General features: G+C 66.6%; 24 protein-coding genes. 13 read left to right on the top strand and 11 right to left on the bottom strand.

Translation table 11 applies throughout. From position 1 onward, the window contains the following. The 7 genes from NA3_RS23045 to NA3_RS23015 form a co-directional block, all read right to left on the bottom strand. The coding region (locus NA3_RS23045) for a hypothetical protein (protein ID WP_218021884.1) at positions 1-318 on the bottom strand (318 nt) is incomplete at its 3' end. Positions 319-456: 138 nt separating this feature from the next. Next, positions 457-744, bottom strand: a complete 288-nt coding sequence (locus NA3_RS23040) for a hypothetical protein (RefSeq protein ID WP_062965689.1) — start codon at positions 742-744, stop codon at positions 457-459. A gap of 94 nt (positions 745-838) precedes the next feature. Then, positions 839-1,597, bottom strand: coding sequence for a class II glutamine amidotransferase domain-containing protein (locus NA3_RS23035; RefSeq protein ID WP_062965688.1), 759 nt, complete (start codon positions 1,595-1,597; stop codon positions 839-841). Then, positions 1,585-2,802 carry a hypothetical protein gene (locus NA3_RS23030; RefSeq protein WP_062965687.1) on the bottom strand — a complete coding sequence of 406 codons (1,218 nt, stop codon included), beginning with the start codon at positions 2,800-2,802 and terminating at the stop codon, positions 1,585-1,587. Before NA3_RS23030 ends, NA3_RS23035 begins: the two co-directional genes overlap by 13 nt. Positions 2,803-2,937: 135 nt before the next feature. Further along, positions 2,938-3,693 (bottom strand): class II glutamine amidotransferase, encoded by a 756-nt coding sequence (locus NA3_RS23025; protein WP_062965686.1) that lies wholly within the window; start codon positions 3,691-3,693, stop codon positions 2,938-2,940. Continuing rightward, the gene (locus tag NA3_RS23020; RefSeq protein WP_062965685.1) at positions 3,681-4,418 is read right to left on the bottom strand and encodes a hypothetical protein; all 738 of its coding nucleotides are present in this window, start codon (positions 4,416-4,418) and stop codon (positions 3,681-3,683) included. The genes NA3_RS23025 and NA3_RS23020 overlap by 13 nt, the downstream gene beginning before the upstream one ends. Before the next feature lie 585 nt (positions 4,419-5,003). Next, complete coding sequence (locus NA3_RS23015; RefSeq protein WP_157126594.1) at positions 5,004-5,504, bottom strand: hypothetical protein; 501 nt, start codon at positions 5,502-5,504, stop codon at positions 5,004-5,006. Positions 5,505-5,705: 201 nt separating this feature from the next. Here NA3_RS23015 and NA3_RS37090 point away from each other — a divergent pair, with 201 nt between their 5' ends. Further along, positions 5,706-6,254, top strand: coding sequence for a hypothetical protein (locus NA3_RS37090; RefSeq protein ID WP_157126593.1), 549 nt, complete (start codon positions 5,706-5,708; stop codon positions 6,252-6,254). A gap of 106 nt (positions 6,255-6,360) precedes the next feature. Here NA3_RS37090 and NA3_RS23010 read toward each other — a convergent pair whose 3' ends face one another. Next, entirely contained in the window at positions 6,361-6,927 is a 567-nt protein-coding gene (locus NA3_RS23010) for a hypothetical protein (protein ID WP_062965683.1), read from the bottom strand. Positions 6,928-7,532: 605 nt separating this feature from the next. Beyond that, positions 7,533-8,156, bottom strand: coding sequence for a TetR/AcrR family transcriptional regulator (locus tag NA3_RS23005; RefSeq protein WP_063917681.1), 624 nt, complete (start codon positions 8,154-8,156; stop codon positions 7,533-7,535). Between the two features lie 365 nt (positions 8,157-8,521). On the opposite strand from NA3_RS23005, the gene NA3_RS23000 reads away from it, so the two are divergent. The 4 genes from NA3_RS23000 to NA3_RS22985 all read left to right on the top strand — a co-directional run bounded on the left by NA3_RS23000 (position 8,522) and on the right by NA3_RS22985 (position 13,740). After that, positions 8,522-9,778: an oxygenase MpaB family protein gene (locus NA3_RS23000; RefSeq protein WP_062965682.1), complete on the top strand. Its 1,257-nt coding sequence runs from the start codon at positions 8,522-8,524 to the stop codon at positions 9,776-9,778. Further along, on the top strand, positions 9,775-10,839 hold the full coding sequence (locus NA3_RS22995) for a lipocalin-like domain-containing protein (protein ID WP_062965681.1): 1,065 nt from the start codon (positions 9,775-9,777) through the stop codon (positions 10,837-10,839). Before NA3_RS23000 ends, NA3_RS22995 begins: the two co-directional genes overlap by 4 nt. A 66-nt stretch (positions 10,840-10,905) precedes the next feature. Further along, complete coding sequence (locus tag NA3_RS22990) at positions 10,906-12,468, top strand: FAD-dependent monooxygenase (protein ID WP_128145018.1); 1,563 nt, start codon at positions 10,906-10,908, stop codon at positions 12,466-12,468. Between the two features lie 159 nt (positions 12,469-12,627). Further along, positions 12,628-13,740: an alpha/beta fold hydrolase gene (locus NA3_RS22985; protein ID WP_062965748.1), complete on the top strand. Its 1,113-nt coding sequence runs from the start codon at positions 12,628-12,630 to the stop codon at positions 13,738-13,740. On the opposite strand, the gene NA3_RS22980 is transcribed toward NA3_RS22985, so the two are convergent. Further along, positions 13,674-16,229 (bottom strand): winged helix-turn-helix domain-containing protein, encoded by a 2,556-nt coding sequence (locus NA3_RS22980; RefSeq protein ID WP_062965680.1) that lies wholly within the window; start codon positions 16,227-16,229, stop codon positions 13,674-13,676. The genes NA3_RS22985 and NA3_RS22980 overlap by 67 nt on opposite strands. A gap of 316 nt (positions 16,230-16,545) precedes the next feature. Here NA3_RS22980 and NA3_RS22975 point away from each other — a divergent pair, with 316 nt between their 5' ends. After that, positions 16,546-17,658: an AI-2E family transporter gene (locus tag NA3_RS22975; RefSeq protein ID WP_062965679.1), complete on the top strand. Its 1,113-nt coding sequence runs from the start codon at positions 16,546-16,548 to the stop codon at positions 17,656-17,658. A gap of 11 nt (positions 17,659-17,669) precedes the next feature. Here the strand turns inward: NA3_RS22975 and NA3_RS22970 are convergent, their stop codons facing one another. Next, the gene (locus tag NA3_RS22970) at positions 17,670-17,900 is read right to left on the bottom strand and encodes a DUF8691 family protein (RefSeq protein WP_030516694.1); all 231 of its coding nucleotides are present in this window, start codon (positions 17,898-17,900) and stop codon (positions 17,670-17,672) included. A gap of 206 nt (positions 17,901-18,106) precedes the next feature. Here NA3_RS22970 and NA3_RS22965 point away from each other — a divergent pair, with 206 nt between their 5' ends. The 7 genes from NA3_RS22965 (at position 18,107) to NA3_RS22935 (ending at position 23,896) form a co-directional block, all read left to right on the top strand. Then, on the top strand, positions 18,107-18,520 hold the full coding sequence (locus tag NA3_RS22965) for a DUF7144 family membrane protein (protein WP_062965678.1): 414 nt from the start codon (positions 18,107-18,109) through the stop codon (positions 18,518-18,520). 74 nt (positions 18,521-18,594) lie between these two features. Then, positions 18,595-19,602 (top strand): adenylate/guanylate cyclase domain-containing protein, encoded by a 1,008-nt coding sequence (locus NA3_RS22960; RefSeq protein ID WP_062965677.1) that lies wholly within the window; start codon positions 18,595-18,597, stop codon positions 19,600-19,602. 736 nt (positions 19,603-20,338) lie between these two features. Continuing rightward, positions 20,339-21,343 carry an ATP-binding cassette domain-containing protein gene (locus tag NA3_RS22955; RefSeq protein ID WP_062965676.1) on the top strand — a complete coding sequence of 335 codons (1,005 nt, stop codon included), beginning with the start codon at positions 20,339-20,341 and terminating at the stop codon, positions 21,341-21,343. Continuing rightward, the gene (locus NA3_RS22950) at positions 21,340-22,182 is read left to right on the top strand and encodes an ABC transporter permease (RefSeq protein WP_062965675.1); all 843 of its coding nucleotides are present in this window, start codon (positions 21,340-21,342) and stop codon (positions 22,180-22,182) included. The genes NA3_RS22955 and NA3_RS22950 overlap by 4 nt, the downstream gene beginning before the upstream one ends. 53 nt (positions 22,183-22,235) lie before the next feature. Next, a complete protein-coding gene (locus NA3_RS22945; RefSeq protein WP_062965674.1) occupies positions 22,236-22,439 on the top strand; it encodes a cell wall synthesis protein CwsA in 204 nt (67 codons plus the stop codon). A gap of 45 nt (positions 22,440-22,484) precedes the next feature. Continuing rightward, a complete protein-coding gene (locus tag NA3_RS22940) occupies positions 22,485-23,012 on the top strand; it encodes a peptidylprolyl isomerase (RefSeq protein WP_062965673.1) in 528 nt (175 codons plus the stop codon). Positions 23,013-23,026: 14 nt separating this feature from the next. Next, entirely contained in the window at positions 23,027-23,896 is an 870-nt protein-coding gene (locus NA3_RS22935) for a rhomboid family intramembrane serine protease (RefSeq protein ID WP_084491791.1), read from the top strand. Positions 23,897-23,917 lie beyond the last annotated feature (21 nt).

Here is a 23,917-nt window from a genome sequence, read left to right as displayed (position 1 = left end):
CGGGCATGCCCGTGTCGAATAGAGACCACACTCCGGATGCAGCGCAGGTTCCGGACCTATGCCGCGCAGGTAGTCCCACGGCCGGATGTAGACCACGACCCAGGGGCCGTCGAGGCGCTGACCGCATACCTGGCACAGGCTGTGCTGCCAGATTTGTTGCAGCCGTGCCGGATTCACTGCGCCCCACACGGGCTTGGTGGGGTCGCGATGGGTCATCGTGATGTACGGCACGACCATGCCCGCCGAGACAGGCGCCTCGGCCAGGCGCTGCGGAACCGGAACCGAGTCGGTGGCGGCGCCGCGGGGAGTGTCGGGCATCGGGTATCTCCATTCGGAAAGAGGACGGGAAAGCGAAAGAGGGCCGGAGCGGCGTTGAGGTGAGCCGGGCCGGCTCGCCGTGAGCACCGTCGTTTCCTGGCGGTCTCTGTCCGCGGTCGGGACAGCTATTGAGCGGGTTCAGGTCCCGCCGATGCCGGGGTAGCGATCACTGCCCTTCAGCGCTTGCCGAGCCTTGAAAGGCTGCGCGCGCAGTGCGCGAGAGGCGGTGCGGACGAGACGTTCCCGGGTTTGGTAGTCGGTGATGGCGTTGTTGAGCAGGTCCAGTGGCTCACCGCCGATGACGGTGGCCATCGTGTGCGCGACACCAAGTGCGTGTCGCGTCGAGGCGATGTAGGGGTCGAGAGCTTCGAGCAGGATGTCGACGGTCGCGTCGCGGCTCAACGGTTGTGCGGTGGAATTGCCCACGGGTGCTTTCCTTTCGGGACAGCGTGGTTCTCGGCTGCTGCCGTTCGGGCCAGGTAGGGCTGGCTGAGAGCACATGGATTGGTGGCGGCGCCGGTCAGTGGAGTTGCAGGCCGAGCAGGTCGGCGTATCGGTCGGCGCCGTCGAATTGTGGGCATGCGCAGCGGGGGAATGGGTGGGTGCAGTCGGCGCAGTATCCGCAGTATCCGCAGTGCGGGCCGAAGGGTTCGTCGTCGAATGAGCCGCAGTATTCGCAGAATCCGATGTAGTCGGTGTCGGCGCTGGCCCACTCGCCTATCAGGTAGCTGTCGTTGGAGTACCAGGTGCCGCCGACCCAGTGCCCGTGGTGTTCGTTGAAGATGTAGGCGGGGTGCTTGTAGGCGGGATCGGCGGTCAAGATGACGACCTTGTTGGAGGCGAGCCAGTGCTCAAACCGCGCCCGCCCCGCCCAGCTGTCCAGCGACCCGAACGGGTTGGTCGGCAGAAAATCTTCAGCCGCGATCCGGGTATCCGAGCGCGAGTCCCCGGGTACGGGGTGCACGTTGTCGGGCAGGACCCCGTTGTGCGCGAGGACCGTTCGTGCATCGCCACCGACGATGAAGGGGTGGCAGTTGCTGGTATCGCGGTCGCCGTGGGTGGCGTAGCGGGAGTGGAACAACGCCGGGCCGCTGAGATGTTGGGCGCGCTGTTCGGCGAATTCGGCGATCACCTGTTCGGCGTTCATGCCGTGTCCGACGAGGATTGTGTCGCCGGTGTGGATGGCGTAGCCGTGGCCGTGTGGGTTGGCCAGCGCGCCGCCGTGCAGGGCGTCGAGGTCGGGGTCCTGGCCGGGTTTGTAGAAGGTCAGGATGCACACGCGAGGGCCTCCAATTCGTCGGTCAGGCAGCGATATTCGGGGCGCGCGGCCAGCCACGCGGTGAACGCCGCCCATTCCCAGCCCCGGCGGCGGGCGATATCGGCGGCCGACAGGGCGCGGGTGTATTCGACGGAGGCGTCGGCGAAGGCGAGCGCGGCCTGCACCTCCCGCGCCTGCAGAGAGCTGGCGAACACCCGCAGCTCGAACGTGTCGTCGGGACACACATTGATCGCCTGATACCGGAACGCGCCTCCGGTCTCACCCTTGGCATGGGCAGCGGCGTTGGCCCGAGCGCCCGGGTCGAATACCGCCCACTGCTCGGAGTCACGGCGCGCCAGCATCTTGACGTGGGATTCGTTGCGGTAGACGAACTTCAACCACCGGTAGGTGTGCGCGGGGGAGGAGAACCCGGCGCGGGACACGTGCACGTGGATGCCGACGCTGGTGTCGGTGTAGGCTCCCAGTATCCGCAACCGCTGCAGCAGCGACCACGGAAACTGTTGGCACGCAAAGTCATACGACATCGGGTGCGTCACAAGCTCGTATCCGCACGGCTGGATACTTCCATCTTCCTTGAGGTATCCGAGGTCGCCGAGCTGGTCGATGGCGAGTTCGGCGGCGGCGTCGAAAACGTCTCGGGGGGTTTTGATTTCGAGTTCCAATCCGAGGTACAGCGGTCCGGTGCCGTGGAAGACGGGTTCGGGTTTGTAGCCGTAGGAGTGGACGCCGCGATGGTCGGGATGTTGGTTGGCGCAGGCGTCGCAGTAGTCCTCCCAGCAGCGGATGAGGATGTCGCAGCCGCCGCAACGGTGGTAGTCGGCGTCCTCGCAGCGACCGCACACATCCGCCCCGGCTTCGGTCTCGTTGAGCCCGTCTGCGCGTGAGCCGCAGTCGTCACACACCAGGTAGCTGTCGGCGCAGTCGTCACAGACCTCGCCATGGCCGATGACACGGACCAGGTCGCTGTCGAAGCGGTCGCAATCGCGGCACCGACGCCAGCCGATCGAGCATTCCGTGCACACGTCGGTGCCGCGCACGGTGGAGCGGCGCTCTCGTGTGGGGGTGGCGCAGTCGTCGCAGGTGTCGAGCCGGTCGGCGCACGCAAGGCACAGATGATCACCTTCGACGGTGGTGACGGTCGTGTTGTCGTCGATCGGGTGTGAACAGGCCTCACACCGCCGATCGGTGAGAGTGGATGCGGGCATACAGGATTCACGTCCTTCCAAAAAGTCGGGGGACAGACGACGGCGCCCCGCTGCGCGCCGGGGTAGCGGCGCGAAGCGGGGCGCAAGAGGAAAGCGGTGCCGGGCAGCCCGGGTCGAGCGGGCCTGGCGGTCGGGTCAGGTCAAGCCGGGTGCGGGGGCCGCGGTGGGAGCCGGCCGGGGCGGGGTCGACAGGCAGGTGCAGTGGGAGAGGGCGGAATGGCAGCCGAAGCACCAGCCGCAGGTGCGGCAGTAGCGGCTGGTGCGTTCGAGATCGCGGTCGAGGCAGTACCCGCACACCGTCCGGCGGCGGACCAGCCACCGTTGCTCGGGCGGCAGGTAGGAGCGGTTGGAATACCAGATCCCGCCCACCCACAGCCCGGCGCGCTCACCGAACAGGTACGCGGTGTGGGTGTAAGCGGGGTCGACGGTCAAGATCACCAGCTTGCTCGACCCCAACCAGCCAGCCAGTCCGCGCGCTCCGACGGCGGTGTCGATCGGCCCGAACGGTTGAGTGGGCAGGTAGTCCTCGGCTGCGATCCGGGTATCCGAGCGCCGGTCATACGCACGCGGATGCACCCGCTTGGGCAGAGTCCCGTTGTGCGCCAGCACTGTTCGCGCATCGCCGCCGAGCCGGAAGGGATGGCAGTTGGATAGGTCGATCGCGCCGCGGGTGGCGTAGCGGGAGTGGAACAACGCAGGCCCGTCGGGGTGTTCGGCGCGGGTGCGGGCGAACGCGTCGATGACGGTGTGGGCGTTCATGCCGTGCCCGGTGATGATGCGGCCGCCGGTGACGATGGCGAAGCCGTGTCCGTCGGGGTTCGCCTCGGCTCCGAACCGCAGCGCGCGGGTGTCGATCGGGGCGTCGGCGGGGTAGTAGGTCAGCAGGCACATTGCAGGTTCTCCATCTCCGCGGCTAGGGGCTGGTAGTCGGGGCGGGTGGTGACCCAGGTGGCGAAGCGGGCCCAGTCCCAGGCGCCGGCGCGGATGTCGGCGACTCGCAGGCTGCGGGTGTAGTCGATGGAGGCGGCGGTGAACGCGAGTGCGGCCTGCACCTGCTGCACGTCCAGCGAGCTGGCGAACACCCGCACCTCCAAGGTGTTACGCGGCAACGGATTGATCGCCTGGTACCGCTCGAGCCCCAGCGCGTGCTGCGGCCCCTTGGCGGTATGGCGGGCCCGCGCGCGGGCGGCGCTGTCGAACTGGGCGTAGTGCGTGCGCCGGCGCGCCAGGCGGGTGACCGCTTCTTCGTTGCGGTACAACAGTTTCAGCCACCGATACACATGCGCAGGGTTGTCGAACCCAGCCCGGCTGGCATGCACGTGCAGCCCCACTGACGCGTCGGCTTCGCACCCGAGCCGTTGCAGCTGCTTGAGCAGTGGCCAAGGGAACGCGGCGATCGCGTACGGGTAGGACATCGGGTGGGACACGAGTTCGAACCCGGACGGCCGGATGGAGCTATCACGCTTCAAATACCCGAGGTCGCCGAGATGGTCGGTGGCGAGCCCGGCGCAAACGTCGAAACGGTGTTCGGGGACGATGATCTCCAACTCGAGCCCGAGGTAGAGGGGGCCGGTGCCGTGGAAGCGGGGGTCGGGGCGGTAGGTGTAGTTCCACACCTTCCCGCGGTGGGCGCAGGCCTCGCACCGGTGTCCGGGTCGAACAAGAGTGCCGCATTCCGGGCACGCTTGGAATCGGCTGGCGCAGCGGGGGCAGGCGCGGTGCCCGCCGGAGATGTAGCGGCTGTCGGCACTGAACCGCCCACAGCTGAAACACGCAGCGAACAACGCGCCCGCGCACCGCGCACACACGAGTTGATCGGTGTCGGTGCGCAAGTCCGGGCCGGTCAACCGCCGGCACGACACACACCCTGCCCACCCGGTCAGGCAGTGCGCACACAACTGCGCCTCATCAGCAGTGCGCGTCAGCCGCACTGACGGGGTGCGGCAGTAGTCGCAGCGGGGCAGTTGCTGCCAACACGACGCGCACACAGCGGCATTCGCGATGCACAACTCCGTATCGGACGCCGCGCCGTCGCAGACCGCGCACGGTGGGCCCAGGATCGGATCGGTCATGAACGCACACACCCTCCACAACAGAAAAGAGCGCCGGCCGACAGGGGGAGTCGACCGGCGCGGGACAGAGACAGAGACAGGGCAAGCAAGGAGCAACGGGGAGCACCCGATGGGCCCTGCGAGCTTGCTTCAGGCGGCCAGGCTTGGACGGGCGTATTCGCAGTCGTCGGCTGGTTGGCCGTGGTGGCGCCCCGGGCAGTCGATAGTCCGCAGGACGCGATCGGCCACGGACAGGCGGGTGCGTGTCTCGGCCTCGAGATTATCGATGCGGGACTTCGCGATCGCCTCATAGTGCTCGTGCGAACCGGCCACCGATTCCACGTGAGGGAATCCGGCCTGGATCCACATACGCACGTAGAGACCGAACGCGGCGGTGTTGAGCGGGGCCTTCTGGCTGGCCTGCATGACCGCGAGCGCGACCTCGGCCGCGGTCCCAGACACAGGGGACAAGCCGGCGGCGACGCGGTCGAGCAGTTCGCGGCAGTGCGAGCGGTACACGAATTCCTGGCGCATCCGCTCATGGGTCGGCATCAACAGCGCGAACGAGTGGTAGAGGGTGTTGCGGTGGCGCGGATGGCGTTGTTGCGCGCGGACGATTTCGTCCTCGGCCCAGTCGATCTGCTCGAACACCGGCTCGAGATCGGACAGACACCGAGACACCACCGATGCCACATCAGCGACATCGTCGAGCTGACTTTCGGTCACAGGGACTCCTTTCGACAGCAAGGGGCAGGAGAGAAAGGGAAGCGAGACACGACCGCGAGTCGACGGGCTGATGTCGCTGCCTCTGACCGCGTTGTTGCGGATGCGGCGCCGCTGTATGACCGTGGGTTGGGCGTATTGTTGAACTGCGAGGCGCGGGTTGATCTCACCGAGAGTTTGGGAGATCACGACATGAACGACCCCCAGGCGAGCAGGAGCACACGCGGACGAGATGCCGGGAAACTCTCTGGCCAGCTACGTCATTCGCGGGAAGTAATGGATCGTCGCCGCGCGCTTGAACGTCGCCGCGAACAGAATGTCAGCGCCGCCGTGCGGCAGTATTGGTCAGCGTGGCAGGCGATTTCGACGATCGAACAACGCCGCGACCGCCGCATCCGAGCGTTGCACGACAAGATCCGCCACCTCGAAGAAGCCGCGGCAACCGACATCGCGGTACACCGCACCAGGCAGGCTGCGGCTGTGGTGCGCATGAACGAGCACGGATGTAGCACCGACGATATCGCCGAACTACTCGAAATCAGCGTCAGGGGCGCGCGCCAACTACTTGCCGCCGGGCAGGAAAAGCCTGAACCAGGCGTGCAGGCGGCACATCGTGAGAGCGGGCAGAGGCTTAACGAGCCGCAGCGGTCCGCGGGATCGGCAGAACAATCGCCGTGACCGGCGGTCAGAGATAGACCGCCGAGGGATCACCGAACGCAGGGTCCGCAAGCGAACTCCGACCGCCCCTACGGTGGAAGGGTTCACGACCCTGTATCGGGAGAGATCACGCGTCGTTGAGGTAACCCCCGACGTTCCAGACGATCCCCTGGAAACCGCCTGGAGGCACCGGATGCCGCACCGGGATCCCGGCGGCGGGCGCGAAGGGCCAAAAGCACATGCCACATCGATGGCAGTAAACCCCAGCCCGCCACACCGCATAAGCCGCAGGAGCCCCGCGCCGAATCCGGGCCGAGCGTCGCAGCCTCCGGAACGCGAACCACAGAATCAGCAATGACGGAAGCGCGAGAAAAAGCGCAAAACCAAAAGCCCCGATCAAAATCGAAGCAGCCGAGACGCCGGGGTGTGGACGGCTAATCAGCACGCCCCCAGCGGCGAAATACCCGACCGCAGGCAAGCTCAGCGCCAGCGCGAGGGTTGTGAGGCGACCAGCACCCCGGAAATCGGGCTCGGGCGCGAGTGATTGTGCGAGATAACTGGATTGCGTTCGCTCGACGAGCGAGGAGCCCATGACCGGCATCAGACCCGACGAACTCACACCGACACCGGAGTAGTAGTCGGTGCCGTAGACCGTCGAGGTCCCCGAAGCGCGGATCGCAGGAACGCTCTGCACGCAATCGTCGTAACCGCAAGAGGGACAAGATATATCGACGCTCATGAGGTTCCGATTCCCTCCGACCGCCGCTGCGCCGGGAAGATCGCAGGTGCGCAACAACGTCTCTGCTCGTAGCCGGTGTCGAGATGGTTGCATCCATCGAACACCGCCACCCCGAGCCTGTCGATAGGTAAAACGCACACTTGTGTCACCCATCGGGCATGTACCTCCTCGTCTGCGACAGAAATATGGCGCACATCACATGACCCTCATGGGGGTGCGTACTCGTCATCTGCATGAGTTTGTTAAGTACGCGCGTCGAGCGTCGGCTTGCTCGAATGCGATGCCCCTACCGTGACCTGTGAGTGTGGTCGAGTGGCCTACTGACGCCGTCAGCAGCAGGGATGGGGTGTTGACGGCGTCAGCAGGGAACAGGTATCGTTTGTGCCGGAAAATTGCGCGAAGTTTCGTGAAATTCCTGTTGCTACCGGCGGAGACGTTGTACCGGCCGCCTTAGCTCGACTTTTGTGAGGCAGGGGTTAGGGGTTCGATTCCCCTAGGCTCCACAAAACTCACAGCTCCACAAAACTCACAGCTCCACAGAATTCACAGCTTCACAAAGCTCACGGCCGGGCCAGCAGGTCGATGACCGCCTGCACTTCCTCCGGCGTCGGCGTCGGCAGATTGTCGCGGCCGTGGATCAGCCCGATCCCCAGATACACCATCGCGCCCGCGCGCAGGCGCGCCTGGACCGGCTCGAAACCCAGATCGAGCATGGCCGTCTGCACGGTCCGGAAGATGCGCTGATCCAGCGCCCGGACCGCCGCCGCCACCGTGTCGTCGGTGCGTGACCACTCCCGCACCGAGGCCTCGACCATCCAGTGCTTCGGGTCCACCAGCATGGCCGCCATCTGTTCGATGCGGGACTCGACCGGAATCGAATCCAAGGCGGCGAGGGCCCGGACCGCTTCGCTCTGCATGTCGCCCCATCGGTCGGCCATGGCGGCCATCAGCTGTTCGAGATCGTCGAAATGCCAGTAGAAGCTGCCCTTGGTGACGCCTAGCTCCTCGCACAGCCGGGGAATCCGGATCGCGGTCACACCCTCGCGCGCGAGGAGATCCAGCGCGCCGGTCACCCAGTCGTCGTACGACAGCCGCGTCGTCTGCCGGCGGTTGCGGTGTTGTGCCTCCGCTTTCTTGGACACGGCTTTCTTGGACGTGCTCGGGGCTTTCTTCGGTGCTGTCATCCGTTCACCGCCGAGTTGCCCAGGTCCATAACCCGATCGTAGGGGAGCCGGTCGGCTGCGGATTCGACGTGCGCACGACGCACCTCCTCGTACCATTCGAACGAGTACCGTCAACAGTACTAAATGGTATGGTCGCTGCGTCGGGTGGCGATCGATGTCACCTCGGAGGTGCGAGGGATGTATCGACCGATCGGCCGCCCCGCGCTGTTGCGCGGTTGTCGGCGCAGGTGTGACGGCCGCGGTGGCCGGGCGCACGGTGACAAGCCATCGCCGCCGACTCGGATCTGCCGGTTTCGTCCGGCACTGCCGTCTGCTCGATCACGACGACCACGACATGATGCTGCGATTCCGAACGGTGCGATGAGATGACGTCACAGCTGCGAACCGTGAAATGCCCCAGCGCTTTCCGATATTGGGAGGCGAAGCAGCAGCCCGCGGTCCTGCGCGTGGAAGCGCTCGTGCGGAAGGTGACCGGCGCCGAGCTCTTTCCCACCGACGAGCAGGCCCGTGCACTCACCGAGGACTTGTTCACCGGCGATCCGGTCGCCGAACGATTCGTCGCCGAGGTGATGCACGGTCCCGGTGGTTCGGCATCGGGCCGCGCACTGCTCGACCGGGCGCTGGCGGAGGGAATCGACGCCGTGCCCGAGGCGCCGGATTCGATGCGGGAACTGTTCGCCGAATTCGACACCGTGCCGGAGTGGGTGCGGCCGGAATTGGTCGAACAGGGTGCGGCCATCTGGCGGCGGTGGGGCACCATGCTGTTCAGCTTCGCGGGTGCGGAAACACTGGAGATGTACACCGAAGCGGCGGTCGCCACTCCGCTGTCCCTGGCGGGCGGATACGCCGGAAACAGTGCGCTGCGTAGGTATTTGGAGACCTGCCGATTCTGGATGGACGTCTCGCAGCCGAATGCGCTGCTCACCCCGGGGTCGACCGGGCGCGCCACCGCGCTGAAGGTCCGGGTGATGCACGTGTCGGTGCGGGCGCGGGTGGCCGGCCATCCCGAATGGGATATCGACAAGTGGGGACTGCCGATCAGCCAGACCTATCAGTTGCTGACTTTGATCGCGGGCAGTGTGACGCCCGGCCTCGGGCTGTGGGCGCTGGGCTATCAGACGACGCCGTCGGAAATCCGTGCGCTCCTGCACTTTCAGAAGTACATGGGATATCTGCTGGGGGTGCGGTTGCAGTGGCATCCGGAAACCGTGGCCGACTCGCTGCGGGTGCTGGCGATGACCATCGCCTCGCGTTCCTACGACGCTGGTGCGCACGGCGCGGAATTGATCGAGTCCTATCCCGCCGCCTTCGCTCCGCGCCCTGAACACCGCGGCATGAGCCGGCTGCGCGCCGCCTACAACTACCGCATCAACTCGGTGTATTCGGCGATGTACATGGCGCCCGGCACGCGGCGCAAATACCGTATGCCCCCGGCCTTTCCCTGGGTGCTGATTCCGGTGCTGCGGTTTCCGTTGATCACCGCGATGGAATGCGTGCGCCGGATACCACCGGTCGGGCGGCTGCACGAGAAGGTGATGGTCCGGCACCGGGAGAACTGGTATCGGGCCCAAATGCAGGGCAGAGAAGCGGAATTCGATGCGAGCGGAGCGTTGCGGCGATGAACGACACAGCCATTGTCGAGGCATGGAACGGTCCCGGCCGGCGAGACGGCGAACTCACCACCGTCGAACCGCGGCACAACGCATTTCATCCCGCGGCGAGTTCACTCGCGTTCGAACACTGGTATTTCGACGCCCATATCGACAGCGGACATACCGTCGTCGGCTTTCTCACCAAACGCCGCCCCGAGGATTTCCCGCATGCGCGACCCTGGGTCGAGCTGATCGTCTACGAGCCGGACGGCACCCGCCGGCAGGTCTCGCGCAAGTATCCCCGCAACCAGGCGTCGTTCGATGCGCGATATTGCGATGTGCGGATCGGAAACAACCGGGCCTACACCGAATTCCGGCCCGGTGGGTTGCCGACGCACCACCTGCGACTGGCCGAGGACGACCTGGTTTTCGACCTGCGCTTCGACAATGAGCTGCCGAGCTGGATGCCAGGTAAGGGTGAGACGCATTTCGGCGGCGGTGATTGCTTCGGCTGGGTCGTCGGCGCGCCGCGAGCTCGGGTGAGCGGCACCGTGACCATCGACGGCGTCGAGCGGTCCGTCTCCGGTCGCGGGTACGCCGACCACAACTGGGGTGTCGGCGATATGCGGACGATCATCGAGCGCTGGCACTGGGGGCGGCTGTATGTCGAGGACTATTCGTTGCTGTTCGCCGACGTGCTGACCCAGCAGCGACGCGGCGCTCACGAGATCGCACCGCTCATGCTGGCCCACCACGATCGCATCGTTCTCTCGACCGGCGAGACGACCTTGCGGGAGGGACCGGCGCGTTTCGACGCGACCGCCGGGCGCGGGTACCCGGAGTGGATCGAATTGCGCGTGCCCGATCGGGTCGAGTTGCGGCTGACCGTGGATCGGGTGATCCACGCCCACGATCTCCTCGACGATATTCCTTTGGTGAGCACCCGGCTGCTGAAACCGCTGGCGCACAGGGTGATCGGCCATCCAGGCTACTTCCGCTTCGAATCCACCTTCGAGCTGACCGTGCTCGGCGGTGCCGAACCGGTCCGCCGCACCGGCACCACCTTGCACGAGTTGGTGGCGCTCACCTGAGACGTGCGCGGTCCGCGCATCCGCGGTGCAAGGGCGCTGCAAGCGACCGGCGGCAGGGTCGATGTCATGAGCGAGACATTCGATGTGGTGGTCGCCGGTGCGGGTCCGGTCGGCCTGATGCTGGCCTGTGAACTGCGGTTGGCCGGAGTCGAGGTGCTGGTCGTGGAACGGCTGACGGAGATCGACCGGACCATCAAGGCCGGAGCGATCAATGTGCCGACGGCTCAGGCCTTCGATCGGCGCGGGCTGTTGCCCGAGTTGCTGGCGCAGCAGCAGGCCACGGTCGAGCGGATGAAAGCGTTCGGCGGCCGGACGGCGGGCGCCGCGAACCGGCCGCCGATCCCGGGGCATTTCGCCGGGATCATGCTGTCGTTCGACCTGATCGACGCGGAAGATCCGGCCTTCGCGGGGGTGGGGCCGGCGGGCCGGGCCGTACTGGTGAGCCAGCAGGGCATCGAGGAGATTCTCGGTGTGCGCGCCGCGGAACTCGGCGTGGTGGTCCGCCGGGGCGTGGAAGTGACCGATCTGACCGACCACGGCGACGCCGTGACCGTGCGCTGCCGTGCCGCCCAGGGGCGTGGCGACGACGAGAGTTGTGGTCCCGACGAGATACGCGCGTCGTGGCTGGTGGGATGTGACGGCGGACGCAGTACCGTGCGCAAACTCGCCGGCTTCGACTTCCCCGGTATCGGGCCGGAGATCACCGGACGGCAGGCGGTGGTGGAGATGTCGGAAACCGAAGGGCTGCAGCCCGGTTGGCACGACACCGAACACGGCATCTACGTCTACGGGCCGACTCCCGGCCGCTTTCTGACCGTCGAACTCGACGGACCGCCGATCGATCGCGACGCGCCGATCACGGCCGCCGAGTTGGAGGCAAGCCTGCGCAGGGTCTCCGGGGTACCCGTGCGGGTCTCGGCCGTGCAGTCGGCCACCCGGTTCACCGACAACACCCGCCAGGTGCCGGACTACCGCAAGGGGCGCGTCCTGCTCGCGGGTGATGCGGCGCATGTGCATTCGCCGTTCGGCGGTCAGGGCCTCAATCTCGGCATCGGCGATGCGGTCTGCCTCGGCTGGAAGCTGGCCGCGGTCGTCGACGGCCGGATGGACGAGCGCCTCCTGGACACCTACACCGCCGAGCGGTATCCGATCGGCGCCTGGGTGCTGGAATGGACCCGGGCGCAGGTCGCCCTGATGCGACTGGACCGGCGCAGCAAGGCGTTGCGGGCGGTGATGTCGGAACTACTGTCCACCGGCGACGGCGCGACCACCGTGTTCAAGCGGATCTCCGGTGTGCTGCACCGCTACCACCTGGGCGGCGACCACGAGCTGATCGGCGCGATCGTTCCCGATCGCGAGCTGTCCGACGGGACTCGCGTGGCCGAACACTTCGTCACCGGTCGGGGTGTGTTGTTCGATTTCGCCGACTCCGCGCAGCTGCGCGCCGCGGCGGCCCCGTGGCAGGACCGGATCCGGATCGTCACGGCGAAGCCATTGGACACTTCGGACGAGCCCGGCTCCGGTGACGCGGCCGGCGTGCTCGTGCGTCCGGACGGCTACGTCGCCTGGGCCGCCACCGACGGTGTCGACGGCTTGACGACCGCGCTGGCTCGCTGGTTCGGCCGGTGAGCGCGATTCCTACCGGCGCGTTCGAACGTGTTATATGTAACTTCGAGTAGCGGTCACATGTGCTGCCTGCCTACGATCGCATAGCTATCGTTCGTCGAGGTGCCGGCGTGGGCCGGCGCGCGCTGCGGGACTCGCGGCCGGGAGTGGAAGGGAACATCCGTGGTCGCGATCGTTGCGGATCTGCCGCGCGCGGCGCGCAATATCTGGGCGGTGTCCTTCGGCGACGGAATCGAGCCCTACCGGCCGGCGCCGTCCACGCCGATCAGCGAAAAGCCGCACAATCGACTGCTGCGGTACGACCGCGACGAACCCGGTACCGGGAATCCGGTGTTGCTGGTGCCGCCGCTGGCGGTCACTCCGGCCTGCTTCGACCTGCGCGACGGCCAGAGTCTCGTGCGCTATCTGCTCGGCATCGGCAAGCAGCCGTACGTGATCGACTACGGCGATTTCGACTACGGCGACCGCGATCTCGGCCTCGAGCACTGGACCCACGGCATCGTGCCGGACGCGGTGCGCCGCGTCGCCGCCGAACACGGGCGACCCGTGGACGTGATCGGCTGGTCGCTGGGTGGCGCGCTCGCGATGATCGGCGCGGCGGCACATGCGGATCTGCCGATCGCGTCGGTCACCGGCCTGGCGACGCCGTTCGACCAGCGCCACACGCCGTTCCTCGTGCCGGTCCGGATGGCGGGCCGGTTGACCGGTGGACGCGGCGTCGCTCTGGCGACCAGAGTGCTCGGCGGGGCTCCGCGTGAGCTGGTCCGGCTCGGCTTCCGGTTACAGGCCTTCGATCGGGAGCTGACCCGTCCGTTGTTCATCGCCCGGCACGCCGCCGATACCGAGGCGCTGGCCCGGATGGAAGCCGTCGACCGATTCATGGCGACCATGCCCGGTTATCCCGGCCGTTCGCTGTGGCAGATCTATCGCAGTCTGGTGTTGCGAAACGAGTTGGCGGACGGCGTGATTCGATTGCGTTCGGATCTCGTCGTCGATCTGTCGAAGCTGACCTGCCGGGTGCTGCTGATCGGTAGCCGCACCGACATGCTCGTGCCCGCCCGTTCCACCCGCCGTGGTGTGGACCTGCTCACCGGAGCCGCCGATGTGCGCTTCGTGGAGGTGACCGGCGGACATCTGGGCCTGATGGTGGGTCCCGACGCGGCCGGCTCGACCTGGCCCGCGATCGGCGAATTCCTCGGCGAATCCGATCAGATCAAGCCGAGTTCGCGCGCCCGCGCGATGGCTTCGGCACGGGAACCGCTGCCCAGTTTGTGATAGATACCGCGCAGGTGTGTTTTGACGGTGTTGATCGAAACCCCCATGCCCTCCGCGATATTGAGCGTCGTCATCCCCGACGGCAACTGGCGCAACACCGACATCTCGGTTTCGGTCAGTCCCGGGTTGTGAGCCGTGCCGCGAGCCGACGGATGGGCTCGGATCAGATCGACCAGCCGGTCGTGGTGACCGAACCGGCCGACCGAACCGTCCAGTAACGCAACGGTTCCCGGCACCTCCAGGAACGGCCGCACGATCCGGTCGTCGGCGGCGTGACCGAGCGCCTGCGCCACCGCCTCGTAGGCCTTGACCGGGCGGTCCAGCTGCGCGGACGCGGAGGCATACAGGAGCCAGGCCGTGACGGCGGTGAGCGGGGACAGCCCGTCGGTCCGGCGCAGCAGTGGCTGGAGCAGTTCGAGTGTCGCCGAGGAGGTCTGCGCATACTCCGACAGACAGGCCTGCGCCAGCACGACCTCGGGCGTACGACCCAGTACCGCGACCGCTCGCTCGACCAGAGTCTGTGCGCCGACGCGGCATTGGATCCGCAGCAGTGCCATGACCGTGTGCAGGACCAGATTCCCCGAGGAACGCGCCGGTGTCGGTTCGGCGAGCATGTCCAGCAGCTGAATCCGTAGCGTATCGGCAGCCAGGAAACGCTCTGTCGCGGAATCGAATTCGATCAGCCGCAGAATGGCCAGCGCCTGCCGGTCGGCGGCCGGCGCGGGGGAGAGGCCGCTCGTCGTGGCGGGCGGGGGCTGGTCGCCGACATCGATCGCATCGCCCTGCAGATAGTGCGTGTACGCGATCATCGCCTGCGCGTGAATCATCGCGGAATGTGTTCGCAGACCGTACTTCTCGGCGAGGGCGACGGCATGTTCGGCGCGCTTGCACATCACCGTGAGGCGGCCGCCGATACCGCCGCACAATGCCAGTCGCGTCGCCGCCGGCACGACGAAGCGGCCCAGTCCGGAATGTTCGGCCAGCGCGAGCGCCTGCCAGAGTCCGGATTCGGCGCGCGCGACGTCGCCACGGTGCAGGTGTGCGTTCGCCAGCTGCAGGATGATGTAGCAGTCCAGTTCGGCATGGCCGATCGGAGTGGGCGTCGCAGGATCGGGAGCAGCGGGTTCGGCGCCCGTCAGCACCGCGACATCGGCGGCCACAGCGTTGCGCAGCGCGGTCAGCCAGGACGCCGGCACCAGCGCGGAGGCCGAACAGGGTTCTGCGTCGAGGCGATCCAGATAGGCCGTGCAGGCCGCCACGTCTCCGCGGCCCACGGCCTCGGCGATGCGCAGCAGTTGGACGAATTGGTCGTCGGCGAGTTCGCCGACGTCGTCCAGCCGGGCGAAGAAGGACGGCCCGTCCCCGCCGAACACCAACCTCGGGCCGTGCTCGCGGATGAACCGCGACAGCTGCGGGTGTCCGGGTACGGCGAGGACGTGATGCAGTGCGGCGGAGGGCATCCGGGCATCGATGAACCACGTCGAACAGCTGCGGTGTATGCGTTGCAGCCGGTCCGGAAGCGAGCGCGCGGCCTCGGCGAGCAGATAGGCGCGCAGCATGGGGTGATAGCTGTGCCACAGCTCGCCGTGGCGGGCGACGCAGGTGATCGGCAGATTGTTGCGCAGCAGATATTCCAGGGTGGCCGGGGCGGATTCGCCGACCAGCTCCGTGGCCAGCGCGACACTGAATTCCTCGGGTACCGCGGTGGCGAGCAGGAAATGCAGCGCATCGTCCGGTAGCGCGGCCAGCAGCTCGCCGACGAGGAAGTCGCTGATGGCATGGGGTGCGCGGGCCAATGCCGCCAAGGCGGTGGGCCGATCGTGCGGATTCGCGGCCAGATAGATCGCGGCAATCCGCACCAGCGCGGCCCAGCCGCAGGTCAGTCGCTGAATGCCGGCGATATCGGCGGCATTCAGGTGCAGGTCGTGCTGGTCGAGCAGGGCCGCGGTGTGCTCGTCGTCGAGCGCGAGTTCGCGCGCCGTCAGCCGGGTGAGCCGGCCACTCAGTTCGAGGCCGTGCCATCGCAGCGGCGGATCGAACCGTCCGGTGACGATGGTCGTCAGTGTGGCCGGTGCGTTTTCGACGACATATTCCAGCCCCGCCAGCGCCAAAGGGTCGGTCAGCAGGTGGGCGTCGTCGAGGACGAGCACGGTCGGTTCGGCTCGATCGGTCAACCGGTCCACCAGCGTCGCCGGTTCGGCGAGGGGACCCGTGGGGTCTCGGTCGGGTGATCCGACGGGGAAGTCGAGCACTCCGGCGATCGCACGCCACAGATCGGCGGACTCACCGCGGCGGCCGGTGAAGGTGAGCCAGCCCACCCGGCAGCCGGAATGCCGGGTCGTCAGTCGCGTCACCCAGTCGGCGGCGAGGACGGTCTTGCCGGTTCCCGCGGGGGCGCAGATCAATACGGTCCGGCCGGCGCCGGCCGCCTCGTCGATGCGGGCGTGGGCCGCGGGAAGCGAGAGCGGTGCGAAGGAGAGTTCCGGCACGCCGAGTTGGAGGCCACTGCGAATGGCGGCAACATTAGAGCTATCGGCTAGCGATTGTGTTGTTCTGGGCGAAGCGTTCAAAGCGCCTCCCGGAGCTGTGCCTTTGCCGAAGGCGGTGTCGGTGAAGCCTGCTTTCTCCAAACTGAAACGTACACTACTCATTTGCTGAATTCGGTCAAAATATGCGTTCCATCATGATTTCGAATCGGTCTCGGGCCTTCGAATTCGGCCGTGGCGCAGGACGTAACGGGCCGGTCGGAGCCGTAGTGTCGGTCGGAGAATCGACACTCCGGTCTGCGGCGGCGAGGTAATTCCGATGCAATTGCGACGAGATCGGCCCCCGCGGGCCGAGCGGAAAACCCCGCCGCCCGCTTCCGGAGCGACGTGGTCGCTACCACGCGGTCTGATCGTGATGCTGTCCGTCGCCGGCGCCGTCGTGGCCGTCATGGGGATGAAAGCGTTCGCCGGCGTGCTCGGCCCCACCTTCCTGGCACTGATGCTGACGATGGCCGTGCAACCGGTGCAGACCTGGGTGCAGCGGCGCGGCTGGCGGCCGTGGATCGGGATGGTGGCGGCTCTGTTCCTGGTCGTGCTGATTCTGCTCGTACTGCTCGGCGCGCTGGTGCTCTCGGTCGCGCAGTTGGCGTCCGAGCTGCCGAAATACTCCGACAAACTCGATGACATGCTCAACGGTGTGCGGGATGCGCTCGCCGATCTGGGCGTGGACACCGAGCAGATCCGCAACGCCCTCAACGGTCTGGATGTGGGTAAGGTCGTCGATCTGCTGTCGGCCGCACTGAGCAATGCGCTCGGAATCTTCTCGAATCTGTTTTTCGTGCTGGCATTGCTGCTGTTCATGGCGATCGACGGCATGATGATCGATCGAAAACTCGCGGTGGTGGCCAAGGCGCGCCCCGAAATCGCTTACGCACTGGGTGTATTCGCCATCGGCACCCGTAAATACCTGGTGGTTTCCACGGTGTTCGGCTTGATCGTCGCGGTCTTCGACGGCGGTGCCCTGTGGTTGATGGGCGTGCCGCTTCCCGTGCTGTGGGCGCTGCTCTCGTTCATCACCAACTACATTCCGAATATCGGCTTCGTGATCGGCCTGATTCCGCCGGCGCTGCTGGCGCTGCTCGACAGCGGGCCGATGCTGATGATGTGGGTGATCGTCGTCTACTCGGTGATCAATTTCGTGATCCAGTCGATCATCCAGCCCAAATTCGTCGGGGATGCCGTCGGCCTCAGCGTGACGGTGACGTTCCTGTCGCTGGTGTTCTGGTCGTGGGTCCTGGGCGCGCTCGGTGCGCTGCTGGCGATTCCGCTGACGCTGCTGATGAAGGCGCTGCTGCTCGATATCGATCCGACCACGCGGTGGGTCAACGTGCTGATCCAGGACCGGGCGCCCGATCTGGACGAGGATCCGTAGCGGCGGTGACCTCAGCCCGCGGAGTCGGGCAGTTGCGCCATCCCCAGCAGCGTCAGCCCGAGCGAATCGATGCGTGCCAGCACGCCACGCATGGCCGTGGTGTCGGAGAGCGTGCCGAACAGTGTGGTCGTCCCCGCCGAGGAATGATCACTGCGGCTCAATTCCGGAAATGCGGCCAAGGCCCGTTCGGACAATTCACCATCGATGACGAACTGATAGCGGATCGACAACGACCAGCTCACCTCCTCGGCCGGGGTGCATGCACGGCTCCAGGCTCGTGCACAACCGCTGGTAGTCGCCTCATCCGCCCGGGATGAGCTCGAGATCCGAGCGCGAACCGGTGTCGCGGGGCGACGGCGCCCGATACTCACCCGCCACGGGTGAAGCCAATGCGCGCCGCGGTGGGCACAGTCATGGGAAGACCCCTCGGCTGGGAAGGAGTTCTGCCATGACCACAACCCCGCAGGAGCATCCCGTACGTCAGGGCATCGCCGCCGGAACCTCGATCGGCGCGGCGATCCTGCTGGTCACCGTCGGTGTGCTCTCGATTCTCGAAGGAATTTCCGCGGTCGCCAACGACAAGCTGTTCGTCGTGGGCATCGACTACGTCTACCAGTTCGACACCACGACCTGGGGATGGATCCACATCGTGCTGGGGATCCTGCTGGTCATCGCCGCCCTCGGCCTGATGGCCGGCACCACGTGGGGCCGGATCGTGGCGATCACGTTGGCGGCGTTGTCCATTCTCGCTAACTTCCTGTGGCTGCCGTACTACCCGGCGTGGTCGATTCTGGTGATCGCCTTGAATGTGGTCGTCATCTGGGCGGTCGCCACCTGGAATCCCGGCCCGGACCGCATCTGACGCAGCGGGTCGCCGGCTTGTGACCCGTCGTCAGCGGGCGGCCCGGGCTCGGCGAGATCCGTATCGTCGGAATTATGACCTCCCCGGAGCTGTCGAAGCTGGTTCAGTCGGTTGTCGAGCCCTATCTGTTGGAGGGACCTCGCCGCTACAACCGGGTCGAGGTCGCGGAGCTGTCGGGTGTACCGTCCGATCTGTCGCGGCGACTGTGGGTTTCGCTCGGATTCCCTGCTCATGAGGACGACGCCGCGGTCGAATTCACCGACGGCGATGTCAACGCGGTCCGGAACTTCAGAAGTCTCGACGCGCTGGCCGGCGCCGATGTGCGCCGGCAGCAGGCGGCCGCGCGCACCCTCGGACAGTCGATGGCGCGGCTGGCGGAATGGCAGGTCGATCTGGTCGCGGAGGAGATCGCCGACCGGATCCGTACGATCACCGCGGGCGATCCCGCGGTGGACCAGGACAAGGTGGCCCGGGAGGCGACCGCCGAGGTGGTGTCGGCGCTACAGCACCTGCAGGCCTATGCGTGGCGGCGCCATCTCGCGGCGGCGCTGACGCGATCGCTGGCCGGTGACGGCACCGGAGAAACGTTGCGGGAGTTGGCCGTCGGATTCGCGGATATGGTCGGCTACACCCGGTTGACCCGGCATTTGGAAGCCGACGAACTGGACGATCTACTGGAGTCGTTCGAATCCATCACCACGGACGCGATCACCGCGAACGGCGGCTCGACCATCAAGAACGTCGGCGACGAGGTGATGTTCGCGGCCGAATCGGCGGTGGCGGCCGCCCGGATCGCACTGGCGATCCAGGACGCCACGACGAGTGCCGGAACCACCCCTGAACTGCGGGTGGGGCTGGCCTACGGCCAAGTGTTGCAACGTTTCGGTGATCTCTACGGTTCGGTGGTGAATACCGCGGCGCGCCTGACCGGGGTCGCGCGGCCGGGCACTGTGCTGGTGGACGACGGCGCGGCAACACAATTGGCGGACGAACCCGAGTTCTCGCTGCGACATCTGCGCAGTGTGCGGGTGCGTGGAATCGACCGTTTGGGTTCGCACGTGCTGCGGCGGAACGAGGGTTGACCGCATCCGCCATCGGATCGGAAAACGTGTCGTGCTGACGTTCCGAAAGTGCTGTCGCACAAGGAGGACGGGTCACGGACGCCGATAGGAAAAGTCCTGGAATTGGAAGCGGGCCTCGGCGAAGGGGGGGAGTTAGCCGAGGCCCGCGTACGGTCGGCCCGGGGGGGAGGGGCCGACGTGACTGATCCTACGCGACGATTCTCGTTTGTGTCTGCATGAGGGGCGCTAGTTTCGAAATTTTTTTCTCTGGCGTGTTGCGGGGTGCCTCGCCCGGTTTGCCGGAAGCCGGATGGTCGGCAGCGGGTCATTCGTGAATTACGTTGTCACACAATGGAATAAACATGTTCCACGTGAAACGATCGACCGTGACGAGGTGTCGTCGCCAGCGTTGAATTCGGTAGCTGTGCGGGTGTGGCAGCGCACAACGGTGGGCGTTTTCACACCAACGAAGTGCCGGGGGCGCCACGGTAGGTAGCCGTGCGGGCCGTACTCGAGTAGCGCGCTACTCGCGACCTTCGGCGGCGGGCGCGGGAGTATCGAGTCGGTCGCATCCCGCCGGCACCCCCGAGCACCGCCGGATCCCGGGATGCGACCACCTCCACTCTCCGCGCGGTCGAGGTCCCCGTTCGGTCGATGTCCGATATGGGTTTATTCGGATGAACTTGTCGGTGGTGTGGGCAATACTGCACGGCAGTAGCGAACCTCACATCCACACATCGAACGGCAGGGGAAAAGCATGCCCGACGCCATCATCGCCGAGGGTTTGGTCAAGAAGTACGGTCGCCTCGTCGCTCTCGACGGACTCGACCTCGCGGTTCCCGAGGGGACGGTGACCGCACTGCTCGGGCCCAACGGCGCCGGGAAAACCACGACGGTCCGGGTGCTGACCACGCTGCTCACGCCCGATGCCGGTCGCGCCACGGTCGCGGGTATCGACGTGCTGCGCGAACCGCAGCGGTTACGCGCCCACATCGGCGCCTCCGGCCAATACGCGGCCGTCGACGAATACCTCACCGGCTTCGAGAATCTGGAGATGGTGGGGCGGCTGTACCACCTGGGCATTCAGCGCAGTAAGGCTCGCGCCCGGGAACTGCTCGAACGTTTCCGGCTCAGCGATGCGGCCGATCGGCCGGTGAAGGGGTACTCCGGCGGGATGCGGCGCCGGCTGGACCTGGCCGGGGCCCTGGTGGCGAATCCGCCGGTGCTGTTCCTCGACGAGCCGACGACCGGGCTCGATCCGCGAGCCCGCTTGGATCTGTGGGATGTGATCGAGGAGTTGGTCGCCGGCGGTACCACCCTGCTGTTGACTACGCAGTACATGGAGGAAGCGGACCGCCTGGCCGATGCGATCGCGGTGATCGATCACGGCACGGTGATCGCGCGCGGCACCGCCGACGAGCTCAAGACGCTGGTCGGCGGCGACCGGATCGAATTGACCGTCGAACACGCCGACGTCCTCGCCGTCGCCCAGCAGGCCCTGGCCGGTCTGGCCGTCGGCGACATCCACGTCGAACCCGGATTGCGGCGGCTCACCATCCCCGTCGACGACGGCTCGCAGGCGCTGGTCGACACCATCGAGCGGCTGTCCGCGCACCGGGTGCGCATCCAGGACGTCGGCCTGCGGCGGCCCTCGCTCGACGACGTCTTCCTCACCCTCACCGGGCACGAGGCCGCCGACTCCATCGACCCGGCCGATGCCGCGCAGACCCTCGAACAAGCCACGGAAGGACAGAGCAGATGATCACCGCCGCGGCCGACACCCGCAGACCGACCCTGGCCGAACGCGCGGCCATCGTGGCCGGGGACAGCCTGACCATTGCCAAGCGCAATGTCATCAAGATCAAACGAGTGCCCGACGTACTGATCTTCTCGACGCTCTCGCCGATCATGTTCGTCCTGCTGTTCGCCTACATCTTCGGATCGGCGATCACCGTGCAGGGCACCTCGTACCGCGAATTCCTGATCGCCGGCATCTTCGCCCAGACCTCGGTCTTCGGCGCCACGTTCACCGGCACCAGCCTGGCCGAGGATATGCAGCGGGGAATCATCGACCGGTTCCGCTCGCTACCGATGGCGCCTTCGGCGGTATTGGTCGGACGCACCGTGGCCGATGTGGCCATCAATGTGGTTAGTCTGGTGGTGATGTCGGTGACCGGCCTGCTCGTCGGCTGGCGCATTCACGGCTCCTTCCTCGAGGCCGTACTCGCCTATGTCCTGCTGTTGCTGTTCGCCTACGCGATTTCCTGGATCATGGCCGTGGTCGGTTTGCTGGTGCGGGCGCCGGAAGTGTTCAACAACGCCAGTTTCATGGTGATCTTCCCGCTGACCTTCATCGCCAACACCTTCGTGCCCAGCAACGTGTTGCCGACACCGCTGCGCGTGGTGGCGGAATGGAATCCGGTGTCGGCGGTGACACAGGCGACCCGCGATCTGTTCGGCAACACGAGTCCGACGAATCCGACGCCGGATGTGTGGTCGCTGCAGCATCCGGTGGCGACGACCTTGATCTGGGTGGTGGCGATTCTGGTGATCTTCGTGCCGCTGGCACTGCGTCAGTTCAAGAGGTCCGTCAGCCGGTGAGGCTCTCACCTGGCGCTACTGCGGGCGGGCGGGGGCTGTGACAGCATGGTGCCATGCAGTTGGGCAGTTCCCGGAAATCCGGTCGGTTGCGTAATCGGCTCATCGCGGCGGGCGTTGCCGCCGCCGCGGGCGGTGCCGCATGGGTGGCGGTGTCGCGTCGCCCGCAGCTTCCGGAACCGGCCGCCGAACCGCCGCGGCTGGGATATGCGAGCGGAGCGACCGCATCCTCGACCGACGACGCGGCCCACACCGGCTAGGCGCGCCCCGCGAGTACGGACAGCCGACATGGCACGATATTCGGCGTGACCTCACCGAATCAGACCGCCGTGGCCGTCCTGCACACCAACCTCGGCGACATCAAGATCTCGCTCTTCGGTAACCACGCCCCGAAGACGGTGCGCAATTTCGTCGGCCTGGCCGACGGCAGCGCGGCCTACACGACGAAGAACGCCGGCGGCGGCACCTCCGGACCGTTCTACGACGGCAGCGTATTCCACCGTGTGATCGATGGTTTCATGATTCAGGGCGGTGACCCGACGGGTACCGGCCGTGGTGGGCCGGGATACGAATTCGCCGACGAATTCCACCCCGAACTGCGCTTCGACCGCGGCTACCTGCTTGCCATGGCCAACGCCGGTCCCGGCACCAACGGTTCGCAGTTCTTCATCACCGTCGGTCCGCAGCCGCATCTGAACCGTCGCCACACCATCTTCGGCGAAGTGGTCGACGCCGATTCCCGCAAGGTCGTCGACGCCATCGCGACCACCGCGACCGACCGCAACGACCGGCCGAAGGAGCCGGTCGTCATCTCGAGCATCACCCTGAGCTGACCCATCGGAGTTTCGTGAATCCGCAACCGCCCGCACCGACCTGCTACCGCCATCCCGATCGCACCACCGGACTGGCATGCACGCGGTGCGGGCGGCCGGCGTGCCCTCAATGTCTGCAACCGGCCGCCGTCGGACAGCATTGTGCGGAGTGTGTCGCGCAGGGCCGCACCGACGTTCGGCCCGTTCAGCCGACCGTCGGCGGTCCGTTCGCCACCGCCCGCCGCACGCCGTATGTCACCTACGCGCTGATCGCGATCAACGTCGCGGTCTTCGCCGTCACCGCGAGCCAAGCGCACAGTATGACGGACAATCATCTGTCGCGGCTTTTCTACGACTGGGTGCTGGCGCCGCAGTTCGTCGCCCAGGGACAGTGGATTCGCGTCCTCGGCTCCGGGTTCCTGCACTACGGGCCGCTGCACCTGGTGGTCAACATGTTCGCCCTCTACATTCTCGGCCGCGATACCGAACTCGTGCTGGGACGTTCCCGCTTCCTCGCGATCTACCTGGTGTCGCTGCTCGGCGGATCGGCGGCGGTCATGTGGCTCGCCACCGATTCCGCCACGGCCGGTGCCTCCGGCGCCATCTACGGTCTGTTCGGCGCGATGACCGTGATTCTGCTGCGGCTGCGGCAGAGTCCGGTGCAAATGCTGGTGTTGATCGCGATCAATCTGCTCATCAGCGTGTCCCTGCCCGGCATCTCGCTGTGGGGCCATCTCGGTGGATTGGTGGCCGGCACGCTCGCCGCCGTCGCCATCCTGTTCCTGCCGGAATGGTTGCGGGCGCGGACGCGGGATTCGATCCGGTGGATCGGCTGGGGTGCGGTGGCCGCACTCGCCGTGCTGGCGCTCGCAGTGATCGGTGCGGGTGCGGCGGTTCTCGCCTGATCCGGCTCCCGCCGGATCGGT

It is taken from the genome of Nocardia africana NBRC 100379 (assembly GCF_001612635.1).
Taxonomy (GTDB): domain Bacteria; phylum Actinomycetota; class Actinomycetes; order Mycobacteriales; family Mycobacteriaceae; genus Nocardia; species Nocardia africana.
The sequence above is the reverse complement of the archived record's forward strand: the minus strand, read 5'-3'. Positions and strand labels throughout refer to the sequence as shown.